Annotated in this window: 20 protein-coding genes; 11 read left to right on the top strand and 9 right to left on the bottom strand. The window is 60.8% G+C overall.

Annotation, left to right across the window (positions count from 1 at the left end; translation table 11 throughout):
* Positions 1-3 precede the first annotated feature (3 nt).
* Together HV782_RS20925 and mnmC are read right to left on the bottom strand one after the other, a co-directional pair.
* Complete coding sequence (locus HV782_RS20925) at positions 4-1,776, bottom strand: N-acetylglutaminylglutamine amidotransferase (protein WP_123466702.1); 1,773 nt, start codon at positions 1,774-1,776, stop codon at positions 4-6.
* 149 nt (positions 1,777-1,925) lie between these two features.
* A complete protein-coding gene (mnmC, locus tag HV782_RS20920; RefSeq protein ID WP_186744899.1) occupies positions 1,926-3,905 on the bottom strand; it encodes a bifunctional tRNA (5-methylaminomethyl-2-thiouridine)(34)-methyltransferase MnmC2/FAD-dependent 5-carboxymethylaminomethyl-2-thiouridine(34) oxidoreductase MnmC1 in 1,980 nt (659 codons plus the stop codon).
* A gap of 334 nt (positions 3,906-4,239) precedes the next feature.
* On the opposite strand from mnmC, the gene pap reads away from it, so the two are divergent.
* Both pap and HV782_RS20910 read left to right on the top strand, forming a co-directional pair.
* A complete protein-coding gene (gene pap / locus HV782_RS20915; RefSeq protein WP_186744897.1) occupies positions 4,240-5,754 on the top strand; it encodes a polyphosphate:AMP phosphotransferase in 1,515 nt (504 codons plus the stop codon).
* 102 nt (positions 5,755-5,856) lie between these two features.
* On the top strand, positions 5,857-7,041 hold the full coding sequence (locus HV782_RS20910) for a thiolase family protein (RefSeq protein WP_186744895.1): 1,185 nt from the start codon (positions 5,857-5,859) through the stop codon (positions 7,039-7,041).
* Between the two features lie 102 nt (positions 7,042-7,143).
* On the opposite strand, the gene HV782_RS20905 is transcribed toward HV782_RS20910, so the two are convergent.
* Positions 7,144-7,347, bottom strand: a complete 204-nt coding sequence (locus tag HV782_RS20905; RefSeq protein WP_186744893.1) for a DUF6316 family protein — start codon at positions 7,345-7,347, stop codon at positions 7,144-7,146.
* 211 nt (positions 7,348-7,558) lie between these two features.
* Between HV782_RS20905 and HV782_RS20900 the strand changes: the two genes are divergently transcribed.
* A complete protein-coding gene (locus tag HV782_RS20900; protein WP_186744891.1) occupies positions 7,559-8,518 on the top strand; it encodes a DMT family transporter in 960 nt (319 codons plus the stop codon).
* Between the two features lie 104 nt (positions 8,519-8,622).
* Here HV782_RS20900 and HV782_RS20895 read toward each other — a convergent pair whose 3' ends face one another.
* Positions 8,623-10,017 (bottom strand): class II fumarate hydratase, encoded by a 1,395-nt coding sequence (locus HV782_RS20895; RefSeq protein ID WP_186744888.1) that lies wholly within the window; start codon positions 10,015-10,017, stop codon positions 8,623-8,625.
* A 193-nt stretch (positions 10,018-10,210) separates the two neighbouring features.
* Between HV782_RS20895 and HV782_RS20890 the strand changes: the two genes are divergently transcribed.
* The 7 genes from HV782_RS20890 (at position 10,211) to HV782_RS20860 (ending at position 18,120) form a co-directional block, all read left to right on the top strand.
* Positions 10,211-10,729, top strand: coding sequence for a DUF2059 domain-containing protein (locus HV782_RS20890; RefSeq protein WP_003226938.1), 519 nt, complete (start codon positions 10,211-10,213; stop codon positions 10,727-10,729).
* A gap of 12 nt (positions 10,730-10,741) precedes the next feature.
* Complete coding sequence (locus HV782_RS20885; protein ID WP_123466688.1) at positions 10,742-11,038, top strand: BolA family protein; 297 nt, start codon at positions 10,742-10,744, stop codon at positions 11,036-11,038.
* A 181-nt stretch (positions 11,039-11,219) separates the two neighbouring features.
* A complete protein-coding gene (gene trhO, locus HV782_RS20880) occupies positions 11,220-12,161 on the top strand; it encodes an oxygen-dependent tRNA uridine(34) hydroxylase TrhO (protein ID WP_186744886.1) in 942 nt (313 codons plus the stop codon).
* Positions 12,162-12,196: 35 nt separating this feature from the next.
* A complete protein-coding gene (locus HV782_RS20875) occupies positions 12,197-12,799 on the top strand; it encodes a DsbA family protein (RefSeq protein WP_177490506.1) in 603 nt (200 codons plus the stop codon).
* The gene (locus HV782_RS20870; RefSeq protein WP_123466682.1) at positions 12,792-14,618 is read left to right on the top strand and encodes an ABC transporter ATP-binding protein; all 1,827 of its coding nucleotides are present in this window, start codon (positions 12,792-12,794) and stop codon (positions 14,616-14,618) included. The genes HV782_RS20875 and HV782_RS20870 overlap by 8 nt, the downstream gene beginning before the upstream one ends.
* Before the next feature lie 201 nt (positions 14,619-14,819).
* On the top strand, positions 14,820-17,279 hold the full coding sequence (locus tag HV782_RS20865) for an EAL domain-containing protein (protein WP_123466680.1): 2,460 nt from the start codon (positions 14,820-14,822) through the stop codon (positions 17,277-17,279).
* A 79-nt stretch (positions 17,280-17,358) separates the two neighbouring features.
* Positions 17,359-18,120 carry an iron-containing redox enzyme family protein gene (locus tag HV782_RS20860; protein ID WP_189655776.1) on the top strand — a complete coding sequence of 254 codons (762 nt, stop codon included), beginning with the start codon at positions 17,359-17,361 and terminating at the stop codon, positions 18,118-18,120.
* Positions 18,121-18,250: 130 nt separating this feature from the next.
* Here the strand turns inward: HV782_RS20860 and HV782_RS20855 are convergent, their stop codons facing one another.
* The 5 genes from HV782_RS20855 to HV782_RS20835 all read right to left on the bottom strand — a co-directional run bounded on the left by HV782_RS20855 (position 18,251) and on the right by HV782_RS20835 (position 23,231).
* Positions 18,251-19,177 carry a GGDEF domain-containing protein gene (locus tag HV782_RS20855; RefSeq protein ID WP_123466674.1) on the bottom strand — a complete coding sequence of 309 codons (927 nt, stop codon included), beginning with the start codon at positions 19,175-19,177 and terminating at the stop codon, positions 18,251-18,253.
* A 361-nt stretch (positions 19,178-19,538) separates the two neighbouring features.
* Positions 19,539-20,279 (bottom strand): YciK family oxidoreductase, encoded by a 741-nt coding sequence (locus HV782_RS20850; RefSeq protein WP_123466672.1) that lies wholly within the window; start codon positions 20,277-20,279, stop codon positions 19,539-19,541.
* Between the two features lie 184 nt (positions 20,280-20,463).
* Positions 20,464-21,135, bottom strand: coding sequence for an N-acetylmuramic acid 6-phosphate phosphatase MupP (mupP, locus tag HV782_RS20845; protein WP_123466670.1), 672 nt, complete (start codon positions 21,133-21,135; stop codon positions 20,464-20,466).
* 4 nt (positions 21,136-21,139) lie between these two features.
* Positions 21,140-21,838, bottom strand: a complete 699-nt coding sequence (ubiG, locus tag HV782_RS20840; protein WP_123466668.1) for a bifunctional 2-polyprenyl-6-hydroxyphenol methylase/3-demethylubiquinol 3-O-methyltransferase UbiG — start codon at positions 21,836-21,838, stop codon at positions 21,140-21,142.
* A 58-nt stretch (positions 21,839-21,896) separates the two neighbouring features.
* A complete protein-coding gene (locus tag HV782_RS20835) occupies positions 21,897-23,231 on the bottom strand; it encodes a TRZ/ATZ family hydrolase (RefSeq protein ID WP_186744884.1) in 1,335 nt (444 codons plus the stop codon).
* Positions 23,232-23,338: 107 nt separating this feature from the next.
* Here HV782_RS20835 and mtnA point away from each other — a divergent pair, with 107 nt between their 5' ends.
* Positions 23,339-24,415 (top strand): S-methyl-5-thioribose-1-phosphate isomerase, encoded by a 1,077-nt coding sequence (gene mtnA, locus HV782_RS20830; protein WP_186744882.1) that lies wholly within the window; start codon positions 23,339-23,341, stop codon positions 24,413-24,415.
* Positions 24,416-24,520 lie beyond the last annotated feature (105 nt).

Raw genomic sequence — 24,520 nt, 5'->3', positions numbered from 1 at the left:
CAATCAGATTCCTTGTTCACTGAGCCACAGGTTCAAGGCCGCCAGTTGCCACAGTTTCGAGCCGCGTAACGGGGTCAGTTGGCCTTGCGGATCGGTCAGCAGTTTGTCGAGCATCGCCGGGTTGAACAGGCCGCGATCCTGACTCGGATCAAGCAGCAGTTCGCGCACCCAGTTCAGCGTGTCGCCTTGCAAATGCTTGAGGCCGGGCACCGGGAAGTAGCCTTTTTTGCGATCAATCACTTCGCTCGGAATGACCCGTCGCGCCGCCTCTTTGAGCACCTGTTTGCCGCCGTCAGGCAGCTTGAAGCGACCAGGCACACGAGCCGACAGTTCGACCAGGCGATAGTCGAGAAACGGCGTGCGAGCTTCCAGGCCCCAGGCCATGGTCATGTTGTCGACACGTTTGACCGGGTCATCCACCAGCATCACCGTGCTGTCCAGGCGCAGGGCTTTGTCCACGGCGGCATCGGCGCCCGGTTGGGCGAAATGTTCCTTCACGAAGTCGCCGGCAGCGTCATTGGCCGTCAGCCATTTCGGCTGCACGGTGGCAGCGTAGTCGTCGTAGCTGCGGTCGAAGAATGCCGCGCGATAGGCCGCGTACGGATCCGCCGCACCGTCCACTTGCGGGTACCAGTGATAACCGGCGAACAACTCGTCGGCGCCCTGGCCGCTTTGCACTACCTTGCAGTGTTTGGCCACTTCGCGAGACAACAGGTAGAACGCGATGCAGTCATGGCTGACCATCGGTTCGCTCATCGCGCGGAAGGCAGCAGGCAGTTGTTCGATGATCTCTTTTTCGTCGATGCGCAACTGATGGTGCTGCGTGCCGTAGTGTTTGGCGATCAGGTCCGAATACTGGAACTCGTCACCGCGCTCGCCGCCAGCGTCCTGGAAACCGATGGAAAAGGTCGACAGGTTTTCCACGCCGACTTCCCGCAGCAGACCGACGAGCATGCTCGAATCGACACCGCCGGACAGCAGCACACCCACATCCACCGCCGCACGTTGGCGGATCGCCACGGCTTCGCGGGTGCTGTCGAGCACGCGGTCGACCCAGTCTTCCAGCGTCAGGTTTTTCTCATCCTCGTGCGGGCCGTAGGGCAGGGTCCACCAGGTTTTCTGTTCGGTGGTGCCATCGGCTTCAACGCGCATCCACGTGGCGGGCGGCAGCTTTTCGATGCCGGCCAGCAAGGTGCGCGGGGCCGGGACCACCGCGTGGAAATTCAGATAGTGATTGAGCGCCACCGGGTCAAGGATCGGGTTGATGTCGCCGCCCTTGAGCAGCGCCGGCAGGGCCGAGGCGAAACGCAAACGCTGACCGGTGCGCGACAGGTACAACGGCTTCACGCCGAGACGGTCGCGAGCGATGAACAGGCGCTGGGCGTCGCGCTCCCAGATGGCGAAGGCAAACATACCGTTGAGTTTCGGCAGCATTGCTTCGCCCCAGGCGTGGTAACCCTTGAGCAGCACCTCGGTGTCGCCACCGGAATAGAACGCGTAACCGAGCGCTTCGAGTTCGGCGCGCAGTTCCGGGAAGTTGTAGATCGCGCCGTTGAAGGCCAGGGACAAGCCCAGTTGACTGTCGATCATCGGCTGCGCCGAGCCGTCCGACAGGTCCATGATTTTCAGGCGACGGTGGCCCAGGGCAATCGGCCCTTGAGCATGGAAGCCCCACGCGTCGGGGCCGCGAGGCGCCAGGTGATGGGTGATTCGCTCAATGGCTGCAAGGTCTGCAGGGTGTTGATCAAAACGTAACTCGCCAGCTAATCCGCACATAAAATCCTTACCGGTTTTTCCGTTGGGGAGGGTGATTCTCAGTCAGGCCAAAATGGCCGTTACTCAGAAACTGACCCGGTGCAGTTGTGGGAGTTTTAGAACGATGAGTTATAAGGGGCGGCGACTGACCAGCGGCCAGTCGCTCTTTTTCATTTGCCGCGAATCAACGTGCGCAAGGCAAAACGGTTGGGATGGCAGGCTTCGGCGACGCTTCTGGGCAGGGGCAGCGGCTCGTTGTCCAGCCACGCCGCCAGCAGTTCGCCGGACAGCGGTGCGGTGATCAGCCCGCGTGAGCCGTGGCCGCTGTTGACATACAAGCCGTCGAGCCACGGGCAGGCAATGTCCGGCACTTGTCGCGCATCCTTGCTTAACGCCGCGTAGGCCTGAGCGAAGGCTTCGCGGTCGGCCAGCGGACCGACAATCGGCAGATAATCGGGGCTGGTGCAGCGAAAGGCGGCGCGGCCCTCCAGCGTTTCTGCAGGCAGGTCATTGATGTGCAGACGCGCCACCAGATCGCCGGAGATCTCCTCAAGCATTGCCAGATTGCCCAGGTGTTCGGCGGTCGTCGGTGTCAGGTCATCGCTGGTGAAATCGAAACTGGCGCCCAGTGTGTGTTCGCCCAGGCGTGCCGGGGCGACATAACCTTCGGCGCAGACCACGGTGCGTAGCGTCTGGCTTTCCGTGGTTTGCGGCAGGCGCGTGATCTGCCCGCGAATGCGTTTGAGCGGCAGCTCGGCACTGTGTGCAAAGCGTTTGATTTCCGCAGCGCCGGCCAATACCACCACCGGTGCGCTGGCGAGCACACGGTCGCCGGCGAGGGCTTGCCACTGACCCTCGACCTTGCGCAGTTCCAGCGCCTCGTGATGCTTGAGCAATTCGATGTTCGGTTGCGCGGCCTGTGCCTGGCACAGCGCGGGCGGATGCACCCAGCCGCCTTCGGGGTAATACAAGCCGCCGTGGCTCAGTCCGACCCCGGCCTGAATCTCGGCCTGCGGCTGGTCGAGCCAGTGCACCAGATCTTCCGGGAACGCCGCCGCCAGTTGCGCGTGGCGCTCGGCTTCCTTTGTATTGAATGCCAATTGCAGCACGCCGCAATCGTCCCAATCCGAGCCGCGTTGCAGGGTTTCCAGCAGGCGGCGGGTGTAGCCGAACCCGCTGACGATCAGTTGCGACAACGCGGTGCCGTGGGCCGACAGCTTCAGGTACAGCACGCCCTGTGGATTGCCCGATGCTTCCTGCGCCACGTCGGCATGCCGTTCCAGCAGGCTGACCTGCCAGCCCCGCGCCGCGAGACTGGCGGCGCTGGCGCACCCGGCCAGCCCGGCCCCGATCACCAATGCCCGGCGCTCACCGGTCAGCGGGGCAGGGCGGGCGAACCACGGTTTGTCTGGCGCGGGTGGCGCAACGTCCTGCGGCCAGCCGACAAATTCACCGCGCAGGATTTCCCACTTGTGGCCGATGCCCGGCGTGCGTTTCATCTTGAACCCGGCGGCATTGAGCAAGCGCCGCACCCAACCGGTGCTGGTAAAGGTGCTGATAGTCGAGCCGGGCGCGGCCAGGCGGGCCAGTTCTACGAACAGTTCGGCGGTCCACATGTCCGGGTTTTTCGCCGGGGCGAAGCCGTCGAGAAACCACGCGTCGATCTGCGCATCGAGCTGCGGCAATTGCTCCAGCGCATCGCCGATCAACAGCGTCAGCGTGACCCGGCCATTGCCCAGAATGAGCCGCTGAAAACCCTGATGGATCGCCACGTAATGGGTCAGCAACTGATCGGCCAGCGACTTCAGCTGCGGCCACAAGGCCAAGGCCCGCTGCAAGTCCGCAGGGCTCAGCGGATACTTTTCGACGCTGACGAAATGCAGGCGCGCCCCGGCCACCGCATGTTGCTCGAACAGCTGCCAGGCGCAGAGAAAATTCAGCCCGGTGCCGAATCCGGTTTCGCCGATCACCAGTCGCCCGTGCGCTGGCAACGCGGCAAAACGTTCGGCCAGACGGTTCTGTTCGAGGAATACATAACGGGTTTCTTCCAGACCTGACTGATCGGAAAAATACACGTCATCGAACACCCGCGAACGCGGGCGTCCCTGGTCATCCCAGTCGAGCTGGGCGTGGGGCAATACGGGTTTCATGGCAGGCTCGGCAATCACAAGGCGGCCATTCTAGCCGATCGGGCGCTGGGTGCTTGATCCATGGCAAGGGGGGCCAGGGTCGAATGCAGGATCATCAGCGGCTTTTGTGGCGAAGGCGCTTGCTCCCGCCGGGGTGCACAGCAGCCCCAAAACCGGTGAACGCGATGTGTCTGGAGGACCGTGGTGGCAGGTCTTGCGACTGCTGCGCAGCTGAGGGGGAGCAAGCGCCCTCGCCACCGTTGTTCATTCATTTAACTCACCTTGGCGGAGGAATTTCTCCGCCATCGCCGTGCCCAATCCGCTAGTCTTGCTGCATTCTGGAAGGAGCCGTCCCATGTTTGAATCCGCTGAAATCGGTCACGCCATCGACAAAGAAACGTACGACGAGGCGGTGCCTGCGCTGCGTGAAGCTTTGCTGGAAGCGCAGTTCGAGTTGCAGCAGCAGAAACGCTTCCCGGTGATCATTTTGATCAACGGCATTGAAGGGGCCGGCAAGGGCGAGACCGTCAAGTTGCTCAACGAGTGGATGGACCCGCGTCTGATCGAGGTACGCACCTTCGATCAGCAGACCGATGAAGAGCTGGCGCGGCCACCGGCCTGGCGTTACTGGCGGATGCTCCCGGCGAAGGGGCGGATGGGGGTGTTCTTCGGCAACTGGTACAGCCAGATGCTTCAGGGGCGGGTTCACGGTCTGTTCAAGGATCCGCGCCTGGATCAGGCGATCAACGCCGCCGAGCGTCTGGAAAAGATGCTCTGCGACGAAGGCGCGCTGATCTTCAAGTTCTGGTTTCACTTGTCGAAGAAGCAGATGAAGGCGCGGCTCAAAGCCCTGGCCGATGACCCGCTGCACAGCTGGCGCATCAGCCCGCTGGACTGGCAGCAATCGCAGACCTACGACAAGTTCGTCAAATACGGCGAGCGCGTGTTGCGCCGTACCAGCCGCGACTACGCGCCGTGGCACATCATCGAAGGCATGGACGCCAATTACCGCAGTCTGGCGGTCGGCAAGATTCTGCTCGAAGGTCTGCAAAATGCGCTCAGGCGTCAGCAGGTGCACACCGAAGAAGTCAACGCGGCACCGCTGGGTACGGCGGTCGATCAACTGAACCTGCTCGACAGCCTCGACCTCAGCCAGCAGTTGGAAAAGAAAGACTACGAAGAACAACTGATCACCGAGCAGGCGCGGTTGTCCGGGCTGATGCGCGACAAACGCATGCGCCGCCACGCTCTGGTTGCGGTATTCGAAGGCAACGATGCGGCGGGCAAGGGCGGGGCGATCCGTCGAGTGGCGGCGGCGCTCGATCCGCGTCAGTACAGCATCGTGCCGATCGCCGCGCCGACTGAAGAGGAACGTGCGCAACCGTACTTGTGGCGGTTCTGGCGGCACCTGCCGGCGCGGGGCAAGTTCACCGTGTTCGACCGCTCCTGGTATGGCCGGGTGCTGGTGGAGCGGGTCGAGGGCTTTTGCAGCCCGGCCGACTGGCTGCGCGCCTACAGCGAGATTAATGACTTCGAAGAACAGATTGCCGACGCCGGGGTCATCGTCGTCAAGTTCTGGCTGGCGATCGACAAGGACACGCAGATGGAGCGCTTTCAGGCGCGGGAGCAGATTCCGTTCAAGCGCTTCAAGATCACCGAAGACGACTGGCGCAACCGCGACAAGTGGGACGCCTACCGCGCTGCCGTGGGCGATATGGTTGACCGTACCAGCACCGAAATATCGCCGTGGACGCTGGTCGAGGCCAATGACAAACGCTGGGCACGGGTCAAGGTGCTGCGCACCATCAACCGTGCGCTGGAAGAGGCGTTCGAGAAGTCCGACAAGCGCACGAAAAAGCACAAGGACTGAACCGATGGGCACGCATACGCGGGGTGAATGATTGTCGCGGTCGGCGATGAGGTGGACTTATGCTCGGTCCACTCTCAACCGACAACAACAATGAGGTATGCCATGCGTGAAGTGGTGATCGTCGACAGCGTGCGGACCGGCCTGGCCAAGTCCTTTCGCGGCAAGTTCAACCAGACCCGCCCCGATGACATGGCGGCCCATTGCGTCAACGCGCTGCTGACACGCAATGACATCGACCCGGCCAGCGTCGAGGACTGCATCGTCGGCGCCGGTTCCAATGAAGGTGCGCAGGGCTACAACATCGGCCGCAACGTGGCAGTGCTCTCGCGCCTGGGCACCCACGTGGCCGGCATGACCCTCAATCGTTTTTGTTCCTCGGGTTTGCAGGCGATCGCCATTGCCGCCAACCAGATTGCCTCGGGTTGCAGCGATATCATCGTCGCCGGCGGCGTCGAGTCGATCAGCCTGACCCTGAAAAGCGTCAACACTGATCACCTGATCAACCCGCTGCTTCAACAGCAGACGCCGGGTATCTATTACACGATGGGCCAGACGGCCGAAGTGGTGGCGCGCCGTTATGGCGTGAGCCGCGAGGACCAGGATCGCTATTCACTGCAAAGTCAGATTCGCACGGCACAGGCGCAGGCTGCGGGGTTGTTCGATGACGAAATCGTACCGATGGCCGTGAAGTATCGGGTCGAGGACAAAACCAGCGGTGAAGTGCAGGTACTCGACGGTGTCGTCGAGCGCGATGACTGCAACCGCCCTGACACCACTTATGAAAGTCTGGCGGGGCTCAAACCGGTGTTTGCCGAGGACGGTTCGGTGACCGCGGGGAACTCCTCGCAACTGTCCGACGGGGCCTCGATGACGCTGGTGATGAGCCTGGAAAAAGCTCTGCAACTGGGACTGAAGCCGAAAGCGTTTTTCCGCGGCTTCACCGTCGCCGGTTGTGAGCCTGACGAGATGGGCATCGGCCCGGTGTTTTCGGTGCCGAAACTGCTCAAGGCCAAGGGCTTGCAGGTGGCGGACATTGATTTGTGGGAGCTGAACGAGGCGTTCGCGTCGCAGTGCCTGTACAGCCGCGATCGGCTGGAGATTGATAACGAGAAGTACAACGTCAATGGCGGCTCGATTTCCATCGGCCACCCGTTCGGCATGACCGGGTCGCGGCAGGTCGGGCATCTGGTGCGCGAGTTGCAGCGGCGTCATCTGCGTTACGGCATCGTCACCATGTGTGTGGGCGGCGGGATGGGGGCGGCGGGGTTGTTTGAGGCGGTGCGCTGAATCAGGAAGAAAGTTGTTGGCTGATAGATTGCTATCGCGAGCAGGCTCACGCCTACATTTTGGAATATGTTCCCTGTAGGAGTGAGCCTGCTCGCGATTGAATCAATCCGGTGACCGATTGGAATCCACAACCTGCATCCGCGCGATATACGCCTTTATTTCCAGCTCAGCCTTTTGCGCACTGGCAAACGGCCCCTCCAGGGTATTTTCCCGAGTGCTGAAGAACAGCTCGCCATTGACCCGACACAACCGCTCACTGCGAAAATGCGTCGCGGGGGCGCTGTCCTGAGCGCGCATACCGTACATGATCGGCCTCCTTGGTATGAAGTCAGTGAATGCATCCCATGAGCTTATGCCTGAAGCACTTGGCGCGCCTGGCCAGACGATCAACGGCAATCCGTCAATTTAATGCTGCGACCTGCACAGTTTCATTCGCGGCCTGGCCTGAACTGTCCCTGTGTTGCGCCTGCATGCGGGCCTAGAATGACCGCTCTTGTCAGCAGGCATTGGGGTTCGCATGCACATTTCATCCGGTCGCTGGGTTTACGGTCTGTTCCTGGCGCTGCTGACCGCGTTTTTGTGGGGCATTTTGCCGATCAAACTCAAGCAGGTATTGCAGGTGATGGACCCGATCACGGTGACCTGGTTTCGCCTGATGGTCTCGGGCGGCTGCCTGTTCATTTATCTGGCCTCGGTCAAGCGTCTGCCGAGCCGTAAAGTGCTGGGGCCCAGAGGCGGTTGGCTGGTGCTGATGGCGGTGCTCGGGTTGGTGGGCAATTACGTGCTGTACCTGATGGGCCTGAATCTGCTCAGCCCCGGCACCGCGCAACTGGTGGTGCAGATGGGCCCGATCATGTTGCTGATCGCCAGCCTGTTTGTGTTCAAGGAGCGTTTCAGCATTGGCCAGGGGATCGGGCTGGCGGTGCTGCTGATCGGGTTTGTGCTGTTCTTCAATCAACGTCTGGCTGAATTGCTCACCTCATTGTCGGACTACACCGCCGGCGTGTTGCTGGTGCTGTCGGCCTCGACGGTCTGGACGTTCTATGCGCTGGGTCAGAAGCAGTTGCTGACGGTGTGGAATTCGTTGCAGGTGATGATGGTGATCTACCTGTTCTGCGCGCTGTTGCTGACACCCTGGGTGCATCCGCTGGAGGCGCTGGCGCTGAGCCCGTTGCAGGGCTGGCTGCTGCTGGCGTGCTGCATGAACACGCTGATTGCCTATGGCGCATTTGCCGAGGCGCTGGCGCATTGGGAAGCGTCGCGGGTCAGTGCCACGCTGGCGATCACGCCATTGGTAACCTTTGGTGCGGTGGCGCTGGCGGCGTGGATATGGCCGGAGTATGTGCATGCCGAGCAGATCAATGGTCTGGGCTATGGCGGGGCGGTGCTGGTGGTGCTGGGCTCGGCGCTGGTAGCGTTGGGGCCGTCGTTGATTGCCGGACTCAAGGCGCGGCGGATGAAGATGGCAGCAGGCTAACCGCGTCAGGGCCATCTCGAGCAGGCTCACTGCTACAGGGGGGAACGCATCCCCCCTGTAGCAGTGAGCCTGCTCGCGATGACTTATTAAGCAATGCTACAAAATCAGCCCTTGGCGCCAGCCTCGATCATGTTCTCCGGCCGCACCCAGGCATCGAACTGTTCATCGCTCAGATACCCCAGTTGCAGCGCCGCCTCACGCAAGGTCAGGCCTTCGCTGTAAGCCTTCTTGGCGATTTCCGCCGACTTGTCGTAACCGATGTGCGGGTTCAGCGCCGTCACCAGCATCAGCCCGCGCTCCAGGTGTCTGGCCATGACGTCGGCATCCGGCTCAAGCCCGGCGATGCAGTGCTGCTGGAAGTTGCTGCAACCATCGGCGAGCAAGCGGATCGATTGCAGCACGTTATGGATGATCACCGGTTTGAACACGTTCAACTGCAAGTGACCCTGGCTCGCGGCGATGCCGATCGTCACGTCATTGCCCAACACCTGACACGCCAGCATCGACAGCGCTTCGCACTGGGTCGGATTGACCTTGCCCGGCATGATCGAGCTGCCCGGCTCGTTCGCCGGCAGCTTCACTTCGGCAAACCCTGCGCGTGGGCCGGAACCGAGCAGACGCAGGTCGTTGGCGATTTTCATCAGCGCGACGGCGAGGGTTTTCAGCGCGCCCGACAGGTTGGTCAGCGGTTCATGGCCGGCCAGTGCCGCGAACTTGTTCGGTGCGGTGACGAAGGGCAGGCCGGACAGCGCGGCGAGCTCTGCGGCAATCGCCTCGCCGAAGCCGTGTGGCGAATTCAACCCGGTACCGACCGCCGTGCCGCCCTGCGCCAGTTCACACACCGCCGGCAGCGCTGCGCGAATCGCCCGTTCGGCGTAATCCAGTTGCGCGATGAAGCCGGACAGTTCCTGACCGAAGGTGATCGGTGTGGCGTCCATCATGTGTGTACGGCCGGTTTTCACCAGTTTCATGTGGCGTGCGGCGAGTTCCGCCAGGCCGCCGGACAGCTCGGCAATCGCCGGCAGCAGTTGCTCTTGCACCGCTTGCGCGGTGGCGATGCTCATGGCGGTGGGGAAACAGTCGTTGGAGCTTTGCGAGCGGTTGACGTGATCGTTCGGGTGCACCGGCGTCTTGCCGCCGCGCGGGTTGCCGGCCAGTTCGTTGGCGCGACCGGCGATCACTTCGTTGACGTTCATGTTGCTCTGGGTGCCGCTGCCGGTCTGCCAGACCACCAGCGGGAACTGGTCGTCGTGCTGGCCGTCGAGCACTTCGTCGGCAGCCTGTTCGATCAGGCGGGCGATGTCGGCGGGCAGGTCGCCGTTGCGATTGTTGACCCGGGCGGCGGCTTTCTTGATCAGGGCAAGGGCGTGCAGGACCGGCAGCGGCATGCGTTCCTGACCAATGGCGAAGTTGATCAGCGAGCGTTGCGTCTGAGCACCCCAGTAGGCGTCGTCCGGGACTTCGATCTGGCCCAGGCTGTCGGTTTCGATACGGCTCATCGTGCACACTCCTGTTGGTCTGTTTGCGCAGTTTAGGCCCGGTCAGGCCCAGGTGGTTCCATCGGGGCGATTGTTGACCGGTAAAACCCGGTCAATCAAGCGCGGCAAGGGGCGGGGGTTGAGCCACAGCGTTTTTTAGGCGCAGAATGGGCGCCCTTGGGGTTTGACCTCGCCTGTTAGAAAAGGAAACTCGATGACTCGTCTTCGTGCCATCTGTACCGCGGTTGCACTGGTTTGCGCCAGCGGCCAGGTGCTTGCCGATACCGCCAGCCACAACGCCAGTGCCGAAGCTTTCCTGACCCTGGCGCACGCTGACAAACTGGGTACTCCGGTGTACATGCAAGTGCAGCAAATGTTCGCCCAGCGCTTTGAACAGACCAAAGCCCCGGAGTCGAAGAAAGCCGTACTGGAAACCTACCAGGCCAAGGCCAACGCCGCCCTGGACCAGGCCATCGGCTGGAACAAGCTCAAGCCTGACATGGTCAAGCTCTACACCAGCAACTTCAGCGAGTCCGAGTTGAAAGACCTGGTTGCGTTCTACCAGTCGCCACTGGGCAAGAAGGTTCTGGAAAAAATGCCGCAGCTGACCCAGCAATCGGCCCAGATGACTCAAGCCAAACTGGAAAGCGCCGTGCCGGTCGTCAACAAGCTGCTCGACGACATGACCAACGAGCTGGCACCGAAAGGCGCTGCGCCGGCCAAGAAGAAGTAAGCGGAGTTCGTGATGACCATGCAACAACGCATCGAATCGACGCTGGGCCTGCTTCAGCCTGAACATCTGCAGGTGCTGGATGAAAGCCACATGCACAGTCGCGGGTTACAGACTCACTTCAAGGCAGTGGTGGTCAGCGCGCAGTTCGAAGGCCTGAACCGGGTCAAGCGCCACCAGAAAGTCTACGGCACGCTCGGCGAGCTGATGGGCGAGTTCCATGCGTTGGCGCTGCACACCTACACCCCGCAGGAATGGGCAGAGGTGGGCGCCGCTCCGGCGTCGCCAACCTGTGCAGGAGGAGGGCACTAAAAGCAGCTGCAAGCTTTGAGCTCCAAGCCGCAAGTTAAAGCACTGCGCTGTCAGCTTGTCGCTTGAAGCTCGCCGCTTGAAGCTGCTTTTTTGCTAGAATCCGCAACGCGCCGTTCAACCGGCGCGTTTTTTTTTGAATCCGGTTCACCCTTTGCGAGGGTAGCCACCTGGAGAAATACCCATGACACAACCGATTGTCGTGGCGGCACTGTATAAGTTCGTCACCCTCGAAGATTACGTCAACCTGCGCGAGCCCCTGCTGCAAGCGATGGTCGACAACGGTATCAAAGGCACTCTGCTGATCGCCGAAGAAGGCATCAACGGCACGGTGTCCGGCAGCCGCGAAGGCATTGATGGCCTGCTCGCCTGGCTGAAGAACGACCCGCGCATGATCGACATCGACCACAAAGAGTCGTACTGCAACGAGCAGCCGTTCTACCGTACCAAGGTCAAACTGAAGAAAGAGATCGTCACCCTCGGCGTCGAAGGCGTGGATCCGAACAAAAAGGTCGGCACCTACGTCGAGCCGCAAGACTGGAACGCCCTGATCAGCGACCCGGAAGTGCTGCTGATCGACACCCGCAACGACTACGAAGTGTCGATCGGCACCTTTGAAGGCGCCATTGATCCGAAAACCACCAGTTTTCGCGAATTCCCCGACTACATCAAAGAACACTTCGACCCGGCCGTGCACAAGAAGGTCGCGATGTTCTGCACCGGCGGTATCCGCTGCGAGAAGGCCTCGAGCTACATGCTGGGCGAGGGCTTCGAAGAGGTCTACCACCTCAAGGGCGGTATCCTGAAGTACCTCGAAGAGGTGCCGCAGGAAGAAACCAAGTGGCAGGGCGACTGCTTCGTGTTCGACAACCGCGTGACCGTGCGTCACGACCTCAGCGAAGGCGACTACGATCAATGTCATGCCTGCCGCACACCGGTCAGCGTTGAAGATCGCGCTTCCGAGCACTACGTGGCCGGCATCAGTTGCCCGCATTGCTGGGACAAGCTGAGCGAGAAAACCCGCCGCAGCGCAATCGATCGGCAAAAACAGATCGAACTGGCCAAGGCGCGCAACCAGCCGCACCCGATCGGCTACAACTATAAGCAAGCATCTACCGAGGCTTAATCATGTCTGCGCGCCTGCTCTATGTGATGGATCCGATGTGTTCCTGGTGCTGGGGGTTCGCTCCGGTGGCCAAGGCACTGGTCGAGCAGGCGCAGGCCGCCGGGGTGGAGTTGCACTTGGTGGTTGGCGGCTTGCGCACCGGCAGCGGTGCGGCACTGGAGCCGACCACTCGGCGCTACATTCTCGAACACTGGCAAGCGGTCACCGAGGCGACCGGTCAGCCATTCAAGTTCGACGGCGCATTGCCGGACGGATTTGTCTACGACACCGAGCCTGCCTGCCGCGCGATCGTCACGGCGCGCAGCCTGGCACCGGATTGCGCGTGGACCTTGCTCGGCCTGATTCAACACGCGTTTTACGCTGAAGGTCGCGATGTCACCCAGGCCAGCGTGTTGGTCGATCTGGCCGAACAGGCGGGCGTACCGCGCATCGAATTTGCCGAACACTTTGACCGCGCCGAACAGCACGAAGCCACTCTGGCGGATTTCAACTGGGTGCAGGATCTGGGCATCGCCGGTTTCCCGACCCTGCTCGCCGAACGCAATGGCCAACTGGCGTTGCTGACCAATGGCTATCAACCGCTCAGCGAGCTGTCGCCGTTGCTCGGCCGCTGGCTGGAGCGCGCAGCCTGTGCCTGACCTGGCCGATGACACGTCAGCCGTAAAGCGTGTCGACCGGCTGAGCTGGGCAGAAGTCCGGCGACTGGCACTTCATCACAAAAAATCCTTGTGGATCGCCAATGGCGTCGCCGTGCTGGCAACGCTGTGCAGCGTGCCGATTCCGTTGCTGCTGCCGTTGCTGGTGGATGAGGTGTTGCTCGGTCACGGCGATGCCGCACTGAAAGTCATGAACCACGTACTGCCGGGTATGTGGCAACAAGCGGCGGGTTATATCGGCCTGATGCTGGTAGTCACGCTGACCCTGCGCTGCAGTGCCCTGTGTTTTGGCGTGTTGCAGTCGCGGTTGTTTGCGCGACTGGCCAAGGACATTGTTTATCGAATCCGCGTGCGCCTGATCGAACGCCTCAAGCGTATTTCCCTCGGCGAATACGAGAGCCTCGGCAGCGGCACAGTGACCACGCACCTGGTCACCGATCTGGACACCCTCGACAAGTTCGTCGGCGAAACCCTCAGCCGCTTTCTGGTGGCGATGCTGACCCTGGTCGGCACGGCGAGCATCCTGATGTGGATGCACTGGAAACTCGCGCTATTGATCCTGCTGTTCAACCCGCTGGTGATTTACGCGACGGTGCAGTTGGGCAAACGGGTCAAGCACCTGAAGAAACTCGAGAACGACAGCACCTCGCGTTTCACCCAGGCGTTGAGCGAAACCCTCGATGCCATTCAGGAAGTGCGCGCCGGCAACCGTCAGGGTTACTTTCTGGGTCGCCTCGGTCTGCGCGCGCAGGAGGTGCGCAACTACGCGGTCAATTCGCAGTGGAAAACCGACGCTTCCAACCGTGCCAGCGGTTTGCTGTTCCAGTTCGGCATCGACATCTTCCGTGCGGCGGCGATGCTCACGGTGTTGTTCTCCGACCTGTCGATCGGCCAGATGCTTGCGGTGTTCAGTTACCTGTGGTTCATGATCGGCCCGGTCGAACAACTGCTCAATCTGCAATACGCCTACTACGCCGCCGGCGGCGCGCTGGCGCGGATCAACGAACTGCTGGCGCGCGCCGATGAGCCGCAATATCCGGGCGGTGTCGATCCGTTCAAGGGTCGCGAAACCGTCGGCATCGAGGTTCAGGGCCTGAGCTTCGGTTATGGCGATGAGCTGGTGCTGGATCAGATGAACCTGTCCATTGCCCCGGGTGAGAAAGTTGCGATCGTCGGTGCCAGTGGCGGTGGCAAAAGTACCCTCGTGCAGTTGCTGCTGGGGTTGTACACGCCGTTGGCCGGTACCATCCGCTTCGGTGGTTCGACCCAGCAGGAAATCGGTCTGGAGCTGATCAGGGAGAACGTCGCGGTGGTGCTGCAGCACCCGGCGCTGTTCAACGACACGGTACGCGCCAACCTGACCATGGGCCGCACCCGCAGTGACGAAGCCTGTTGGCAGGCACTGGAAATCGCTCAGCTCGAAGCGACTATCCGCGCCTTGCCGGATGGCCTCGACAGTATCGTCGGGCGCTCCGGCGTGCGCCTGTCCGGCGGTCAGCGCCAGCGTCTGGCTATCGCGCGGATGATCCTCGCCGAGCCGAAAGTGGTGATCCTCGACGAAGCAACCTCGGCCCTCGACGCCGCCACCGAATACAACCTTCACCAGGCCATGGCGCGGTTCCTCAATGGCCGCACCACGCTGATCATTGCCCATCGTTTGTCAGCGGTGAAGCAGGCTGATCGCGTGCTGGTGTTCGATGGTGGTCAGGTCGCCGAAGATGGCGATCATCAACAGTTGATTGCCGACGGCGGTCTGTATGCCAAGCTTTATGGTCACCTGCAGCAGATCCAGCGCCCTTGAGTTTCGAGCCGATTTCTGTGCTTAGTGCTTGAATTGCATTGAGTAAAATCACTCGGAACGCCCGCACAGTCCCGCCATTTGCACAATCGACCTAGAGGACGGCCAAGCTGTCCCTTTGACTTGGCGAAAATTAGCCTAGGCTGAGCTGTCAGGAGCGGGATTTTCCGGTGTTCATCTGGCAGTGCTTGCGCAAGGGATCTCATGAAGCAAAAGCGGACTCTCGGAACGCCACGGTTGTTGGGCATCGTCTGGCCATTTATTGCCGTCGTGTTGTTTCAAGCGTTATTGGGCGGCGTGAGTCTTTACGTGCTCTCGGCGGTTCGCGGTTACGTCGCCGGCGAAAGTCTCTGGTCCAAGGGCCAGAAAGACGCGATTTACTACCTTAATCTCTACGCCGACAGCCGTGACGAGGCGATCTTCCTCAAGTACCGCACTGCGATCGGTGTACCGCAAGGCGGGCACCAGTTGCGTCTGGCGCTGGATCATCAGCCGCCGGATCTGGCCGCAGCGCGCGAAGGCATTCTCAAGGGGGGCAACCACCCGGATGACGTTTCCAGCCTGATCTGGCTGTACCTCAACTTTCGCCATTTCAGTTATCTGGAGACCGCGATTGACCGCTGGACGGTCGGTGACGCCTATCTAATCGAGCTGGATAACGTGGCGCAGGAGATGCACCGCAGCATTTCACAGAACAATGCCGGCAGCGCCGATATCCAGCGCTGGAAGGCACGGATTTTCGCCATCAACGATGGCGTGACCCCAGCCGCAAAAGCCTTCAGCGATGCCTTGGGCGAAGGCTCGCGGATGATTCTGCGGCTGCTGCTGTTAACCAATCTGGCCACGGCGCTGGGGCTGATCGTGCTGGCCTTGTGGCGCACGCACAAGCTGCTCAAGCAGCGTCATGCCTTTGCCGAGGCGTTGCAACTGGAGAAGGATCGGGCGCACGTTACCTTGCATTCGATCGGCGACGGGGTGATCACCACCGATGTCGACGGCGCCATCGACTACATGAACCCCGCCGCCGAAGCCATGACCCACTGGAAGGCCGAACAGGCGGCGGGCCTGCCGCTGGCGGCGTTATTCAATCTGCTCGATGACAACGCCCAGTCCGAAGGCCTGACCCTGATCGAGCACATTCTCAGCGGCAAGCTCAGTGGCGGCAGCGAGCATTCGAAACTGATCCAGCGCCTGGACGGCAGTACGGTGTCGGTGACCCTGGTCGGCGCACCGATCCGCAATGCCGGCAAAGTCAGTGGCACCGTGCTGGTGCTGCACGACATGACGCAGGAACGGCAATACATCGCCAACCTTTCGTGGCAGGCCACCCACGATGCGCTGACCGGTCTGGCCAACCGCCGCGAGTTCGAATATCGCCTGGAGCAGGCGCTGCACAACCTCACCCGCCAGGCCGGGCGGCACGCGCTGATGTTCCTCGATCTGGATCAGTTCAAGCTGGTCAACGACACGTGCGGCCATGCGGCGGGGGATGAGCTGTTGCGGCACATCTGCACCCTGCTGCAGTCGGGATTGCGCGAAGGCGACACCTTGGCGCGGCTCGGCGGCGACGAGTTCGGCATTCTCCTGGAAAACTGCGCGCCGGACGCGGCAGAAAAAATTGCCGAGGCACTGCGCCAGACCGTGCAGAACCTGCATTTTGTCTGGAAGGGGCGGCCCTTCCTCACCACCGTCAGTATTGGCCTGGTGCATGTCGCCCAGACCCCGACGACCCTGGAAGCGTCCCTGCGGGCGGCAGACATGGCCTGCTACATGGCCAAGGAGAAGGGGCGTAACCGCGTGCAGGTCTACCACGCCGACGATTCCGAACTGTCCCTGCGCTTTGGGGAAATGGCCTGGGTGCAACGCCTGCACATGGCGCTGGAAGAAAACCGCTTTTGCCTGTACGCCCAGGAAATCGCTCCGCTCAAGCCCAGTGACGGCAAAGGCGGGCACATCGAAATCCTGCTGCGTCTGCATGACGAGGCCGGTCGGATGATTCTGCCGGACAGCTTCATTCCTGCCGCTGAGCGCTATGGTTTGATGAGTCAGCTGGATCGTTGGGTCGTACAAAATGTTTTTAAGGTTATTGCTCAATGTATTGCCCAGGAACAGCAAGGGCCATTAGCAATGTGTGCGATTAATCTGTCAGGCATTACTATAGGAGATGACGCGTTTTTGCACTTTCTGCGAGAACAGTTTGTTAACTACGCTATACCTCCTGAAATGATTTGTTTTGAAATTACTGAAACCAGTGCAATTTCAAACTTGGGCAGTGCAATTAGATTTATCAATGAGCTCAAAGGCTTAGGTTGTTACTTCTCGCTAGATGACTTTTGTGCCGGAATGTCTTCGTTCGCTTATCTGAAACATTTGCCTGTAGACTTCCTGAAGATCGACGGGAGTTTCGTAAAGGATATGCTGGACGACCCGATTAACCGGGCAATGGTCGAAGTGATCAATCACATCGGGCATGTCATGGGTAAGCAGACAATTGCCGAGTTTGTTGAAACCACCCAGATCGAGCAGGCACTGCTTGAAATTGGCGTGGATTACGCTCAGGGTTATGTCATCGAGCGCCCGCAATTGTTTACCTGCGACAGTTTGCAAAGTCGGCCCGCCAGACCGCAACCGCTGTTATTCAAAGCGCCTGGCACGTTCCGTTGAAGTCTCTCGCCGATCCTTACAATCACAAATCAAAAGGAGCCGAACAGTGATCGACACATTCAACCGAACCGGACCACTCATGGAAGCTGCAAGTTATCCCGGCTGGGCACAACAGCTCATTCAGGACTGCAGCGAGAGCAAGCGCCGGGTTGTCGAACATGAACTTTACCAGCGCATGCGTGATAACAAACTCAGCGCCAGGACCATGCGTCAGTACTTGATTGGCGGCTGGCCGGTGGTCGAGCAGTTTGCGTTGTACATGGCGCAGAATCTCACCAAAACCCGATTTGCCCGTCACCCCGGCGAAGACATGGCGCGCCGCTGGCTGATGCGCAATATCCGCGTCGAGCTCAATCATGCCGACTATTGGGTGCACTGGAGTCGGGCGCATGGCGTCAGCCTGGAAGATCTTCAGGCCCAGCAAGTGCCGCCGGAACTGCATGCGCTGAGTCACTGGTGCTGGCACACCAGTTCGGCCGACTCGTTGATCGTCGCCATCGCCGCTACCAACTACGCCATCGAGGGCGCGACCGGGGAGTGGTCGGCGCTGGTTTGCTCGACGGGCGTATACGCGGCGGCGTTTCCCGAAGAAGATCGCAAACGCGCGATGAAGTGGCTGAAGATGCACGCCCAGTACGACGATGCCCACCCTTGGGAAGCTCTGGAAATCATCTGCACGCTGGCCGGCCTGAACCCGAGCAAGGCGTTGCAGGCCGAATTGCGCCAGGCCGTGTGCAAAAGCTATGACTACATGTACCTGTTTCTGGAACGCTGCATGCAACTGGAGACGTCGGAACGCTTGCTGGTCAACCGAGAGCGCAGGGTAGTCGTCGAGAGCTGATACACCGCGTAAAAATGTAGGAGTGAGCCTGCTCGCGATAGCGGACTGTCGGTCAACATCAGTGTTGGATGTCAGATCGTCATCGCGAGCAGGCTCACGTCTACAGTAGTTTTGTAGTGTCTGGAAAGGCTTAGCCCGCCATCGCCAGGCGGTTACGACCTTCGCGCTTGGCCACGTACAACGCACTGTCGGCGCGACGCAGCAGGCTGTCGGCCGATTCGCCGGGCAACAGCGTCGAGCAGCCGAGGCTGACCGTCAGTTCGATCAACTGGCCATCGGCGTAATACTCCGCCGCTTGCGCCGCATAGCGCAGTCGCTCGCCGACCATCGCTGACGCTTCGCGGCCGGTGTTCGACAGCAGAATCAGAAACTCTTCGCCGCCATAGCGAAACACCATATCGACGTTGCGCAACTGACCCTTGATCGAGGCGGCCACGGCTTTGAGCACATCATCGCCTGCACTGTGGCCGTGACTGTCATTGACCCTTTTGAAGTGGTCGATATCCAGCATCAGCACTGACAATGGTTGCAGGTGCCGGCGCGACATTTCGATCTCGCGTTGCAGGGTCTGCTCCATGGCGATGCGGTTGCCGGCACCGGTCAGCGGATCGCGCAGGGCGCTCTGGGTCGCGGCGCGGTAGAGCAGGGCGTTGCGCATCGGATACAGCAACACCGACAGCAGCGATTCGAGGTGCCCTTGCTCCTGATCGTTGAAGCGCTGATTGCGGCGGAACACCAGTTCGCCCATGTGCTCGCCTTCATGGCTCAGGCTATAGCTGACGGAATGATGACCGCGAGCACCGAACTCCAGGCGCAAGTCGCTGCCCTTGTGCACATAGTGCAAGGCGTCCAGCGGCACGAGGCGCTGAACTTCGCGGAAAAACAGACCGAGGATGCGTTGCGGTTCGAGGCTGGTTTGCAGTTGCAGGCTCAGTTGCTGGCGCAATTGCGCGAGACTGGCGGGCCGCTCCAGAAGTGGCGGCTGCTGACCGAAACCCAGGCGTTGCAATTTGGCGCTGTCGAAGTCAATTGCATTGGTCTGGGAAGGTGATTTCATATGGCGTGAGCCCCTAAGCAGTAAGTCTGTCTTACAGGCTGGGTGAGAGCGGCTATGGGCTGCGCGTCATACTGATCCATCAGTCCCGTAGGACATTTGGCGTAAGTTTAGTCTGCCTGATGTCGATTAGTCAGCTATCGAAATCGCCCCGGCGCCACTGCCTTCACACGGCATGCTTTGAGGGAATTTAGAGCGAAAGTCGTGCCATTCAGTTCAGGTTAATTAAAGCCTTTTGTATTCAATGGCTTACGATCTTGATGGGGAAAACAGCGCTGGATTTTTGACTGGCTGGTGACGGTCGGTGCTGGTAAAAGCCTGCCGCGACGGGAATCCGCCGCGGCAACAAAAGCGACGTATGGCACTACTGAGCGTTGAATGCCTGGCCGTTGATACCCGTACTGTCCGGGCCCATCAGGTAGAGATAGACCGGCATGATCTCCTCGGGCGTCGGATTGTTCAGCGGGTTTTCCCCCGGATATGCCTGGGCGCGCATGCTGGTGCGGGTGCCACCCGGGTTGATGCTGTTGGAGCGAACTGGTGCCACGCCGTCGACTTCGTCGGCCAGGGTTTGCATCAGGCCTTCGGTGGCGAACTTCGACACACCGTAAGCGCCCCAGTAAGCCCGGCCCTTGCGGCCGACGCTGCTGGAGGTGAATACCACCGAAGCGTCCTGCGACAGCTTGAGCAACGGCAGCAGGGTGCTGGTCAGCATGAACATGGCATTGACGTTGACCTGCATGACCCGCATGAAGTTGTCGCCGGAGAGTTGTTCGATTGGCGTGCGCGGGCCAATGATCGAAGCGTTGTGCAGCAGGCCGTCAAGGTGGCCGAATTCGTTTTCGATCATCGCCGCCAGTTCATCGTATTGATGGGGCAGGGCGGTTTCGAGGTTGAACGGAATTACCGCCGGTTGCGGGTGACCGGCCGCTTCGATTTCGTCATAGACCTGGGTCAGATTGGCCTCGGTCTTGCCCAGCAGCAGGACGGTAGCGCCGTGGGCCGCATAGGTTTTCGCGGCAGCTGCGCCGATGCCACGACCGGCTCCGGTGACCAGAATGACCCGATCCTTGAGCAATTCGGGGCGAGCGGTGTAATCAAACATAAAAACCTCACAATCCATTCATGAAGACCTGCTTCGCACTTGTGGCGAGGGGATTTATCCCCGATGGGTTGCGAAGCAGCCCCAGCATTCTTCCAGTTCGATTTGACGTGCAGGTTTTACGGCGGCTTCGCCGCCGATCAGGGATAAATCCCCTCGCCACAAAGGCATCCTGCAAACAGTCAGGTCAGCAACTGCAGAGTGCGCTGTCCAGCACCTTGCGCAGCTCCAGCGGATGATCCACCACTACGTCCGCGCCCCAGTGCCGCGGGTTGTCGTCCGGGTGAATGTAGCCAAAGGTCACTGCGCAGGTCTTGGTGCCGGCATCGCGCCCTGACTCGATATCGCGCAGATCATCGCCCACAAACAGAACGGTCGATGGATCCAGATCAAGCATTTTGCATGCGAGGATCAGCGGTTCCGGATCCGGCTTGCTGTTTTTCACGTGATCCGGGCAGATCAGCAGTGCAGAGCGCTCGGCCAGCCCCAGTTGCTGCATGATCGGCTCGGCAAAGCGCAGCGGCTTGTTGGTGACCACGCCCCAGATCAGATTGGCTTTTTCGATATCGGCCAGCAATTCGCCCATGCCATCGAACAGCTTGCTGTGCACGGCGCATCCCACCAGGTAGCGTTCGAGGAACTCAAGGCGCAGCTCCTCGAAGCCCGGCGATTCCGGGTCCATCGAAAACGTCACCGCGACCATCGCCTTGGCGCCGCCGGAAATTTCGTCACGGATGTGCTTGTCGTTCATCGGCGGCAGGCCGCGGTCCGTACGCATGGCCTGGCAGATGGCGATGAAGTCCGGCGCCGTGTCGAGCAGGGTGCCGTCCATGTCGAAAAGAACTGCTCTGATGGCCATCGGCTTATTCCTCGCGCAGGGTCTGGATCATGTAGTTGACGTCAACATCGTTGGCCAGCTTGTAGTGCTTGGTCAGCGGGTTGTAGGTCAGGCCGATGATGTCCTTGACGGTCAGGCCAGCCATGCGACTCCAGGCGCCGAGCTCGGACGGGCGGATGAATTTCTTGAAGTCGTGGGTGCCGCGCGGCAGCAGCTTCATGATGTATTCGGCGCCGATGATGGCGAACAGATACGCCTTCGGGTTGCGGTTGATGGTCGAGAAGAATACCTGGCCGCCGGGCTTGACCATGCGGAAGCAGGCGCGGATCACCGACGATGGATCCGGCACGTGCTCAAGCATCTCCAGGCAGGTGACCACGTCGAACTGCTCGGGCATTTCTTCGGCCAGGGCTTCGGCGGTGATCTGCCGGTATTCGACGTTGACGCCGGATTCCAGCTGATGCAGTTGCGCAACGGCCAATGGCGCTTCGCCCATGTCGATGCCCATGACAGTGGCGCCACGCTGGGCCATGGCTTCGCTGAGGATGCCGCCGCCGCAACCGACGTCGAGGACTTTCTTGCCGGCCAGATTGACTCGTTCGTCAATCCAGTTGACCCGCAGCGGGTTGATGTCGTGGAGCGGTTTGAACTCGCTCTCGCGGTCCCACCAGCGGTGGGCCAGGGCTTCGAATTTGGCGATTTCGGCGTGGTCGACGTTGCTCATGATCAATTCCTCGAAAAACTTGAAAAAGGCTGTAGTCCCGGAGTCTGTCCCGGGGTGTTTACGATTCGGTGTGGCCGCTGATGCGCTGTCCCCAGGCGCGGGCGGTGGCGCCCAGCTGTTGTTCATCCATACGCGTCAGGCGCCGGTCGTCGAGTAACTGTTTGCCGGCGACCCACAGGTGCTTCACGCAGTCGCGACCGGTGGCATAAATAAGTTGCGAAACCGGGTCGTAGACCGGTTGCTGCGCCAGGCCGGACAGGTCAAAGGCGACGATGTCGGCGGCTTTGCCGATCTCCAGCGAACCGACTTGCGCTTCGATGCCCAGGGCTCGCGCGCCGTTGAGGGTGGCCATGCGCAGTGCGCGATGAGCGTCCAGTGCGGTGGCCGAACCGGCGACGGCTTTGGCCAACAGGGCCGCGGTGCGGGTTTCGCTGAGCAGGTCGAGATCATTGTTGCTCGCTGCACCGTCGGTGCCGATCGCGACATTTACCCCAGCCTGCCACAAACGTTCTACCGGGCAGAAGCCGCTGGCCAGTTTCAGGTTCGATTCCGGGCAGTGGATCACGCTGGTGTTGCTTTCTACCAGCAGCGCTAGGTCGTCATCGCTGATCTGCGTCATGTGCACGGCCTGGAAGCGCGGGCCGAGCAGGCCGAGGCGACCGAGGCGCGCCAGCGGGCGCTCGCCACGCTGCTCGACGGCTTGCTGCACTTCGAAGGCGGTTTCGTGCACGTGCATATGAATCGACGCGTCCAGCTCCTCGGCGATCACGCGGACTTTCTCCAGGTTCTCGTCGCCGACGGTGTAGGGTGCATGAGGGCCGAAGGTGATCCTGATCCGCTCGTGGTGCTTCAGATCGCCGAACAATTCGACGCCCTGACGAATGGCTTCATCGGCGCTGCCAGCGCCCGGGATCGGGAAATCGAGGATCGGAATGGCGATCTGCGCACGAATGCCGCTGTTGTGCACGCGCTCGCTGGCGACCTTCGGGAAGAAATACATGTCAGAGAAACAGGTGATGCCGCCCTTGATCTGCTCGGCGATGGCCAGGTCGGTGCCGTCACGGACGAAATCTTCATCGACCCATTTGGCCTCGGCCGGCCAGATGTGGTTTTCCAGCCAGGTCATCAGCGGCAGATCATCGGCCAGGCCACGGAACAGCGTCATCGCCGCGTGGCCGTGAGCGTTGATCAGGCCCGGAGCGAGCAGCATGTCCGGCAATTCACGGGTTTCAGTGGCGTTACACTTCAGTGCTTCGACGCGTGGGCCGATAAATACGATGCGACCGTCGCGGATCCCCAGGCCATGCTCTTTGAGCACGACGCCAGCGGGTTCGACAGGTACCAGCCAGGTCGGCAGCAATAATAAGTCGAGCGCAATGGCAGGTTTCGGCATCGAGGTCGGTTCCAGTGCTTTTGTAAAGGATGGCGAAGTATACCCGAGCGTCTTCGCGGGGGGATCGCTATAATCGGCGGCTTTTGTTCATGAGTGCGGGGTGAGGGATGCGCGATCGACTGTTGGCTGCGGAGAAAGTAAAGGCCATCGTTTGGCGAGACGGCGCGCTCCACCTGCTGGATCAGCGTGTTTTGCCATTCGAGGAAACCTGGATCGCCTACACCAGTGCCGCGGGCGTGGCTGAAGCCATTCGTTCGATGGTGGTGCGTGGCGCGCCGGCCATCGGCATCAGTGCCGCGTATGGCATCGTCCTCGCGGCCCGTGCCCGCGTGGCCGAAGGTGGCGACTGGTATGCGGCGCTGGAAGAGGATTTCGCCTTGCTGGCCGATTCTCGTCCGACCGCAGTCAATCTGTTCTGGGCGTTGGGTCGCATGCACGATCGGCTGGATCGTCTGAAAGAGCATGCCGATCCACTGGCCGCGCTTGAAGCCGAAGCTATCGCCATTCATGAGAGTGACCGCGAAGCCAACCTGACCATGGCGCAGCTCGGCGTCGATCTGATCCGCAAGCACCAGGGTAATGCGCAGGCGATCCTGACCCACTGCAATACCGGCGCACTGGCCACCGGCGGTTTCGGTACGGCGCTGGGGGTGATACGCGCCGCTTATCTGGAAGGCATGGTCGAGCGTGTCTACGCCGACGAAACCAGGCCATGGCTGCAGGGTTCGCGACTGACCGCCTGGGAACTGGCCAACGAAGGCATCCCGGTCACGTTGAACGCCGACTCCGCCGCTGCGCACATCATGAAAACCAAAGGCGTGACCTGGGTGATCGTCGGCGCTGACCGGATTACGGCCAACGGTGATGTGGCCAACAAGATCGGCACCTATCAGCTGGCCGTGAACGCCATGCATCACGGCGTGCGTTTCATGGTGGTGGCGCCGAGTTCGACCATCGACATGACTCTGGCCAGTGGCGATGACATTCCGATCGAAGAGCGTGATGGCGCCGAGTTGCTGGAAGTCGGTGGCAAGCGTGTGGGGGCGGACGTCGAGGCGTTCAATCCGGTGTTCGACGTCACCCCGGCGGATCTGATTGATGCAATCGTCACCGAAAAGGGCATCGTCGAGCGTCCGGATACGGCGAAAATGGCTCAGTTGATGTGCCGCAAGCGCCTGCATTGATTGGCTTGATATCTGCGCTGTTCTCTTCGCGAGCAAGCTCGCTCCCACAGGTTTTGTGAGCGCCACAGAACCCTGTGGGAGCGAGCTTGCTCGCGAAGGGGTCCT

The sequence above is a fragment of the Pseudomonas monsensis genome, assembly GCF_014268495.2.
In the GTDB taxonomy this organism is placed as follows: domain Bacteria; phylum Pseudomonadota; class Gammaproteobacteria; order Pseudomonadales; family Pseudomonadaceae; genus Aquipseudomonas; species Aquipseudomonas monsensis.
Note: the sequence above shows the minus strand (reverse complement) of the source record. Positions and strands in the feature narration are given on the sequence as shown.

Coding starts and splice junctions, on each gene's coding strand:
- HV782_RS20925 (WP_123466702.1), bottom strand. CDS start 1,776: ATGTGCGGATTAGCTGGCGAGTTACGTTTTGATCAACACCCTGCAGAC.
- mnmC (WP_186744899.1), bottom strand. CDS start 3,905: ATGAAACCCGTATTGCCCCACGCCCAGCTCGACTGGGATGACCAGGGA.
- pap (WP_186744897.1), top strand. CDS start 4,240: ATGTTTGAATCCGCTGAAATCGGTCACGCCATCGACAAAGAAACGTAC.
- HV782_RS20910 (WP_186744895.1), top strand. CDS start 5,857: ATGCGTGAAGTGGTGATCGTCGACAGCGTGCGGACCGGCCTGGCCAAG.
- HV782_RS20905 (WP_186744893.1), bottom strand. CDS start 7,347: ATGTACGGTATGCGCGCTCAGGACAGCGCCCCCGCGACGCATTTTCGC.
- HV782_RS20900 (WP_186744891.1), top strand. CDS start 7,559: ATGCACATTTCATCCGGTCGCTGGGTTTACGGTCTGTTCCTGGCGCTG.
- HV782_RS20895 (WP_186744888.1), bottom strand. CDS start 10,017: ATGAGCCGTATCGAAACCGACAGCCTGGGCCAGATCGAAGTCCCGGAC.
- HV782_RS20890 (WP_003226938.1), top strand. CDS start 10,211: ATGACTCGTCTTCGTGCCATCTGTACCGCGGTTGCACTGGTTTGCGCC.
- HV782_RS20885 (WP_123466688.1), top strand. CDS start 10,742: ATGACCATGCAACAACGCATCGAATCGACGCTGGGCCTGCTTCAGCCT.
- trhO (WP_186744886.1), top strand. CDS start 11,220: ATGACACAACCGATTGTCGTGGCGGCACTGTATAAGTTCGTCACCCTC.
- HV782_RS20875 (WP_177490506.1), top strand. CDS start 12,197: ATGTGTTCCTGGTGCTGGGGGTTCGCTCCGGTGGCCAAGGCACTGGTC.
- HV782_RS20865 (WP_123466680.1), top strand. CDS start 14,820: ATGAAGCAAAAGCGGACTCTCGGAACGCCACGGTTGTTGGGCATCGTC.
- HV782_RS20860 (WP_189655776.1), top strand. CDS start 17,359: ATGGAAGCTGCAAGTTATCCCGGCTGGGCACAACAGCTCATTCAGGAC.
- HV782_RS20855 (WP_123466674.1), bottom strand. CDS start 19,177: ATGAAATCACCTTCCCAGACCAATGCAATTGACTTCGACAGCGCCAAA.
- HV782_RS20850 (WP_123466672.1), bottom strand. CDS start 20,279: ATGTTTGATTACACCGCTCGCCCCGAATTGCTCAAGGATCGGGTCATT.
- mupP (WP_123466670.1), bottom strand. CDS start 21,135: ATGGCCATCAGAGCAGTTCTTTTCGACATGGACGGCACCCTGCTCGAC.
- ubiG (WP_123466668.1), bottom strand. CDS start 21,838: ATGAGCAACGTCGACCACGCCGAAATCGCCAAATTCGAAGCCCTGGCC.
- HV782_RS20835 (WP_186744884.1), bottom strand. CDS start 23,231: ATGCCGAAACCTGCCATTGCGCTCGACTTATTATTGCTGCCGACCTGG.
- mtnA (WP_186744882.1), top strand. CDS start 23,339: ATGCGCGATCGACTGTTGGCTGCGGAGAAAGTAAAGGCCATCGTTTGG.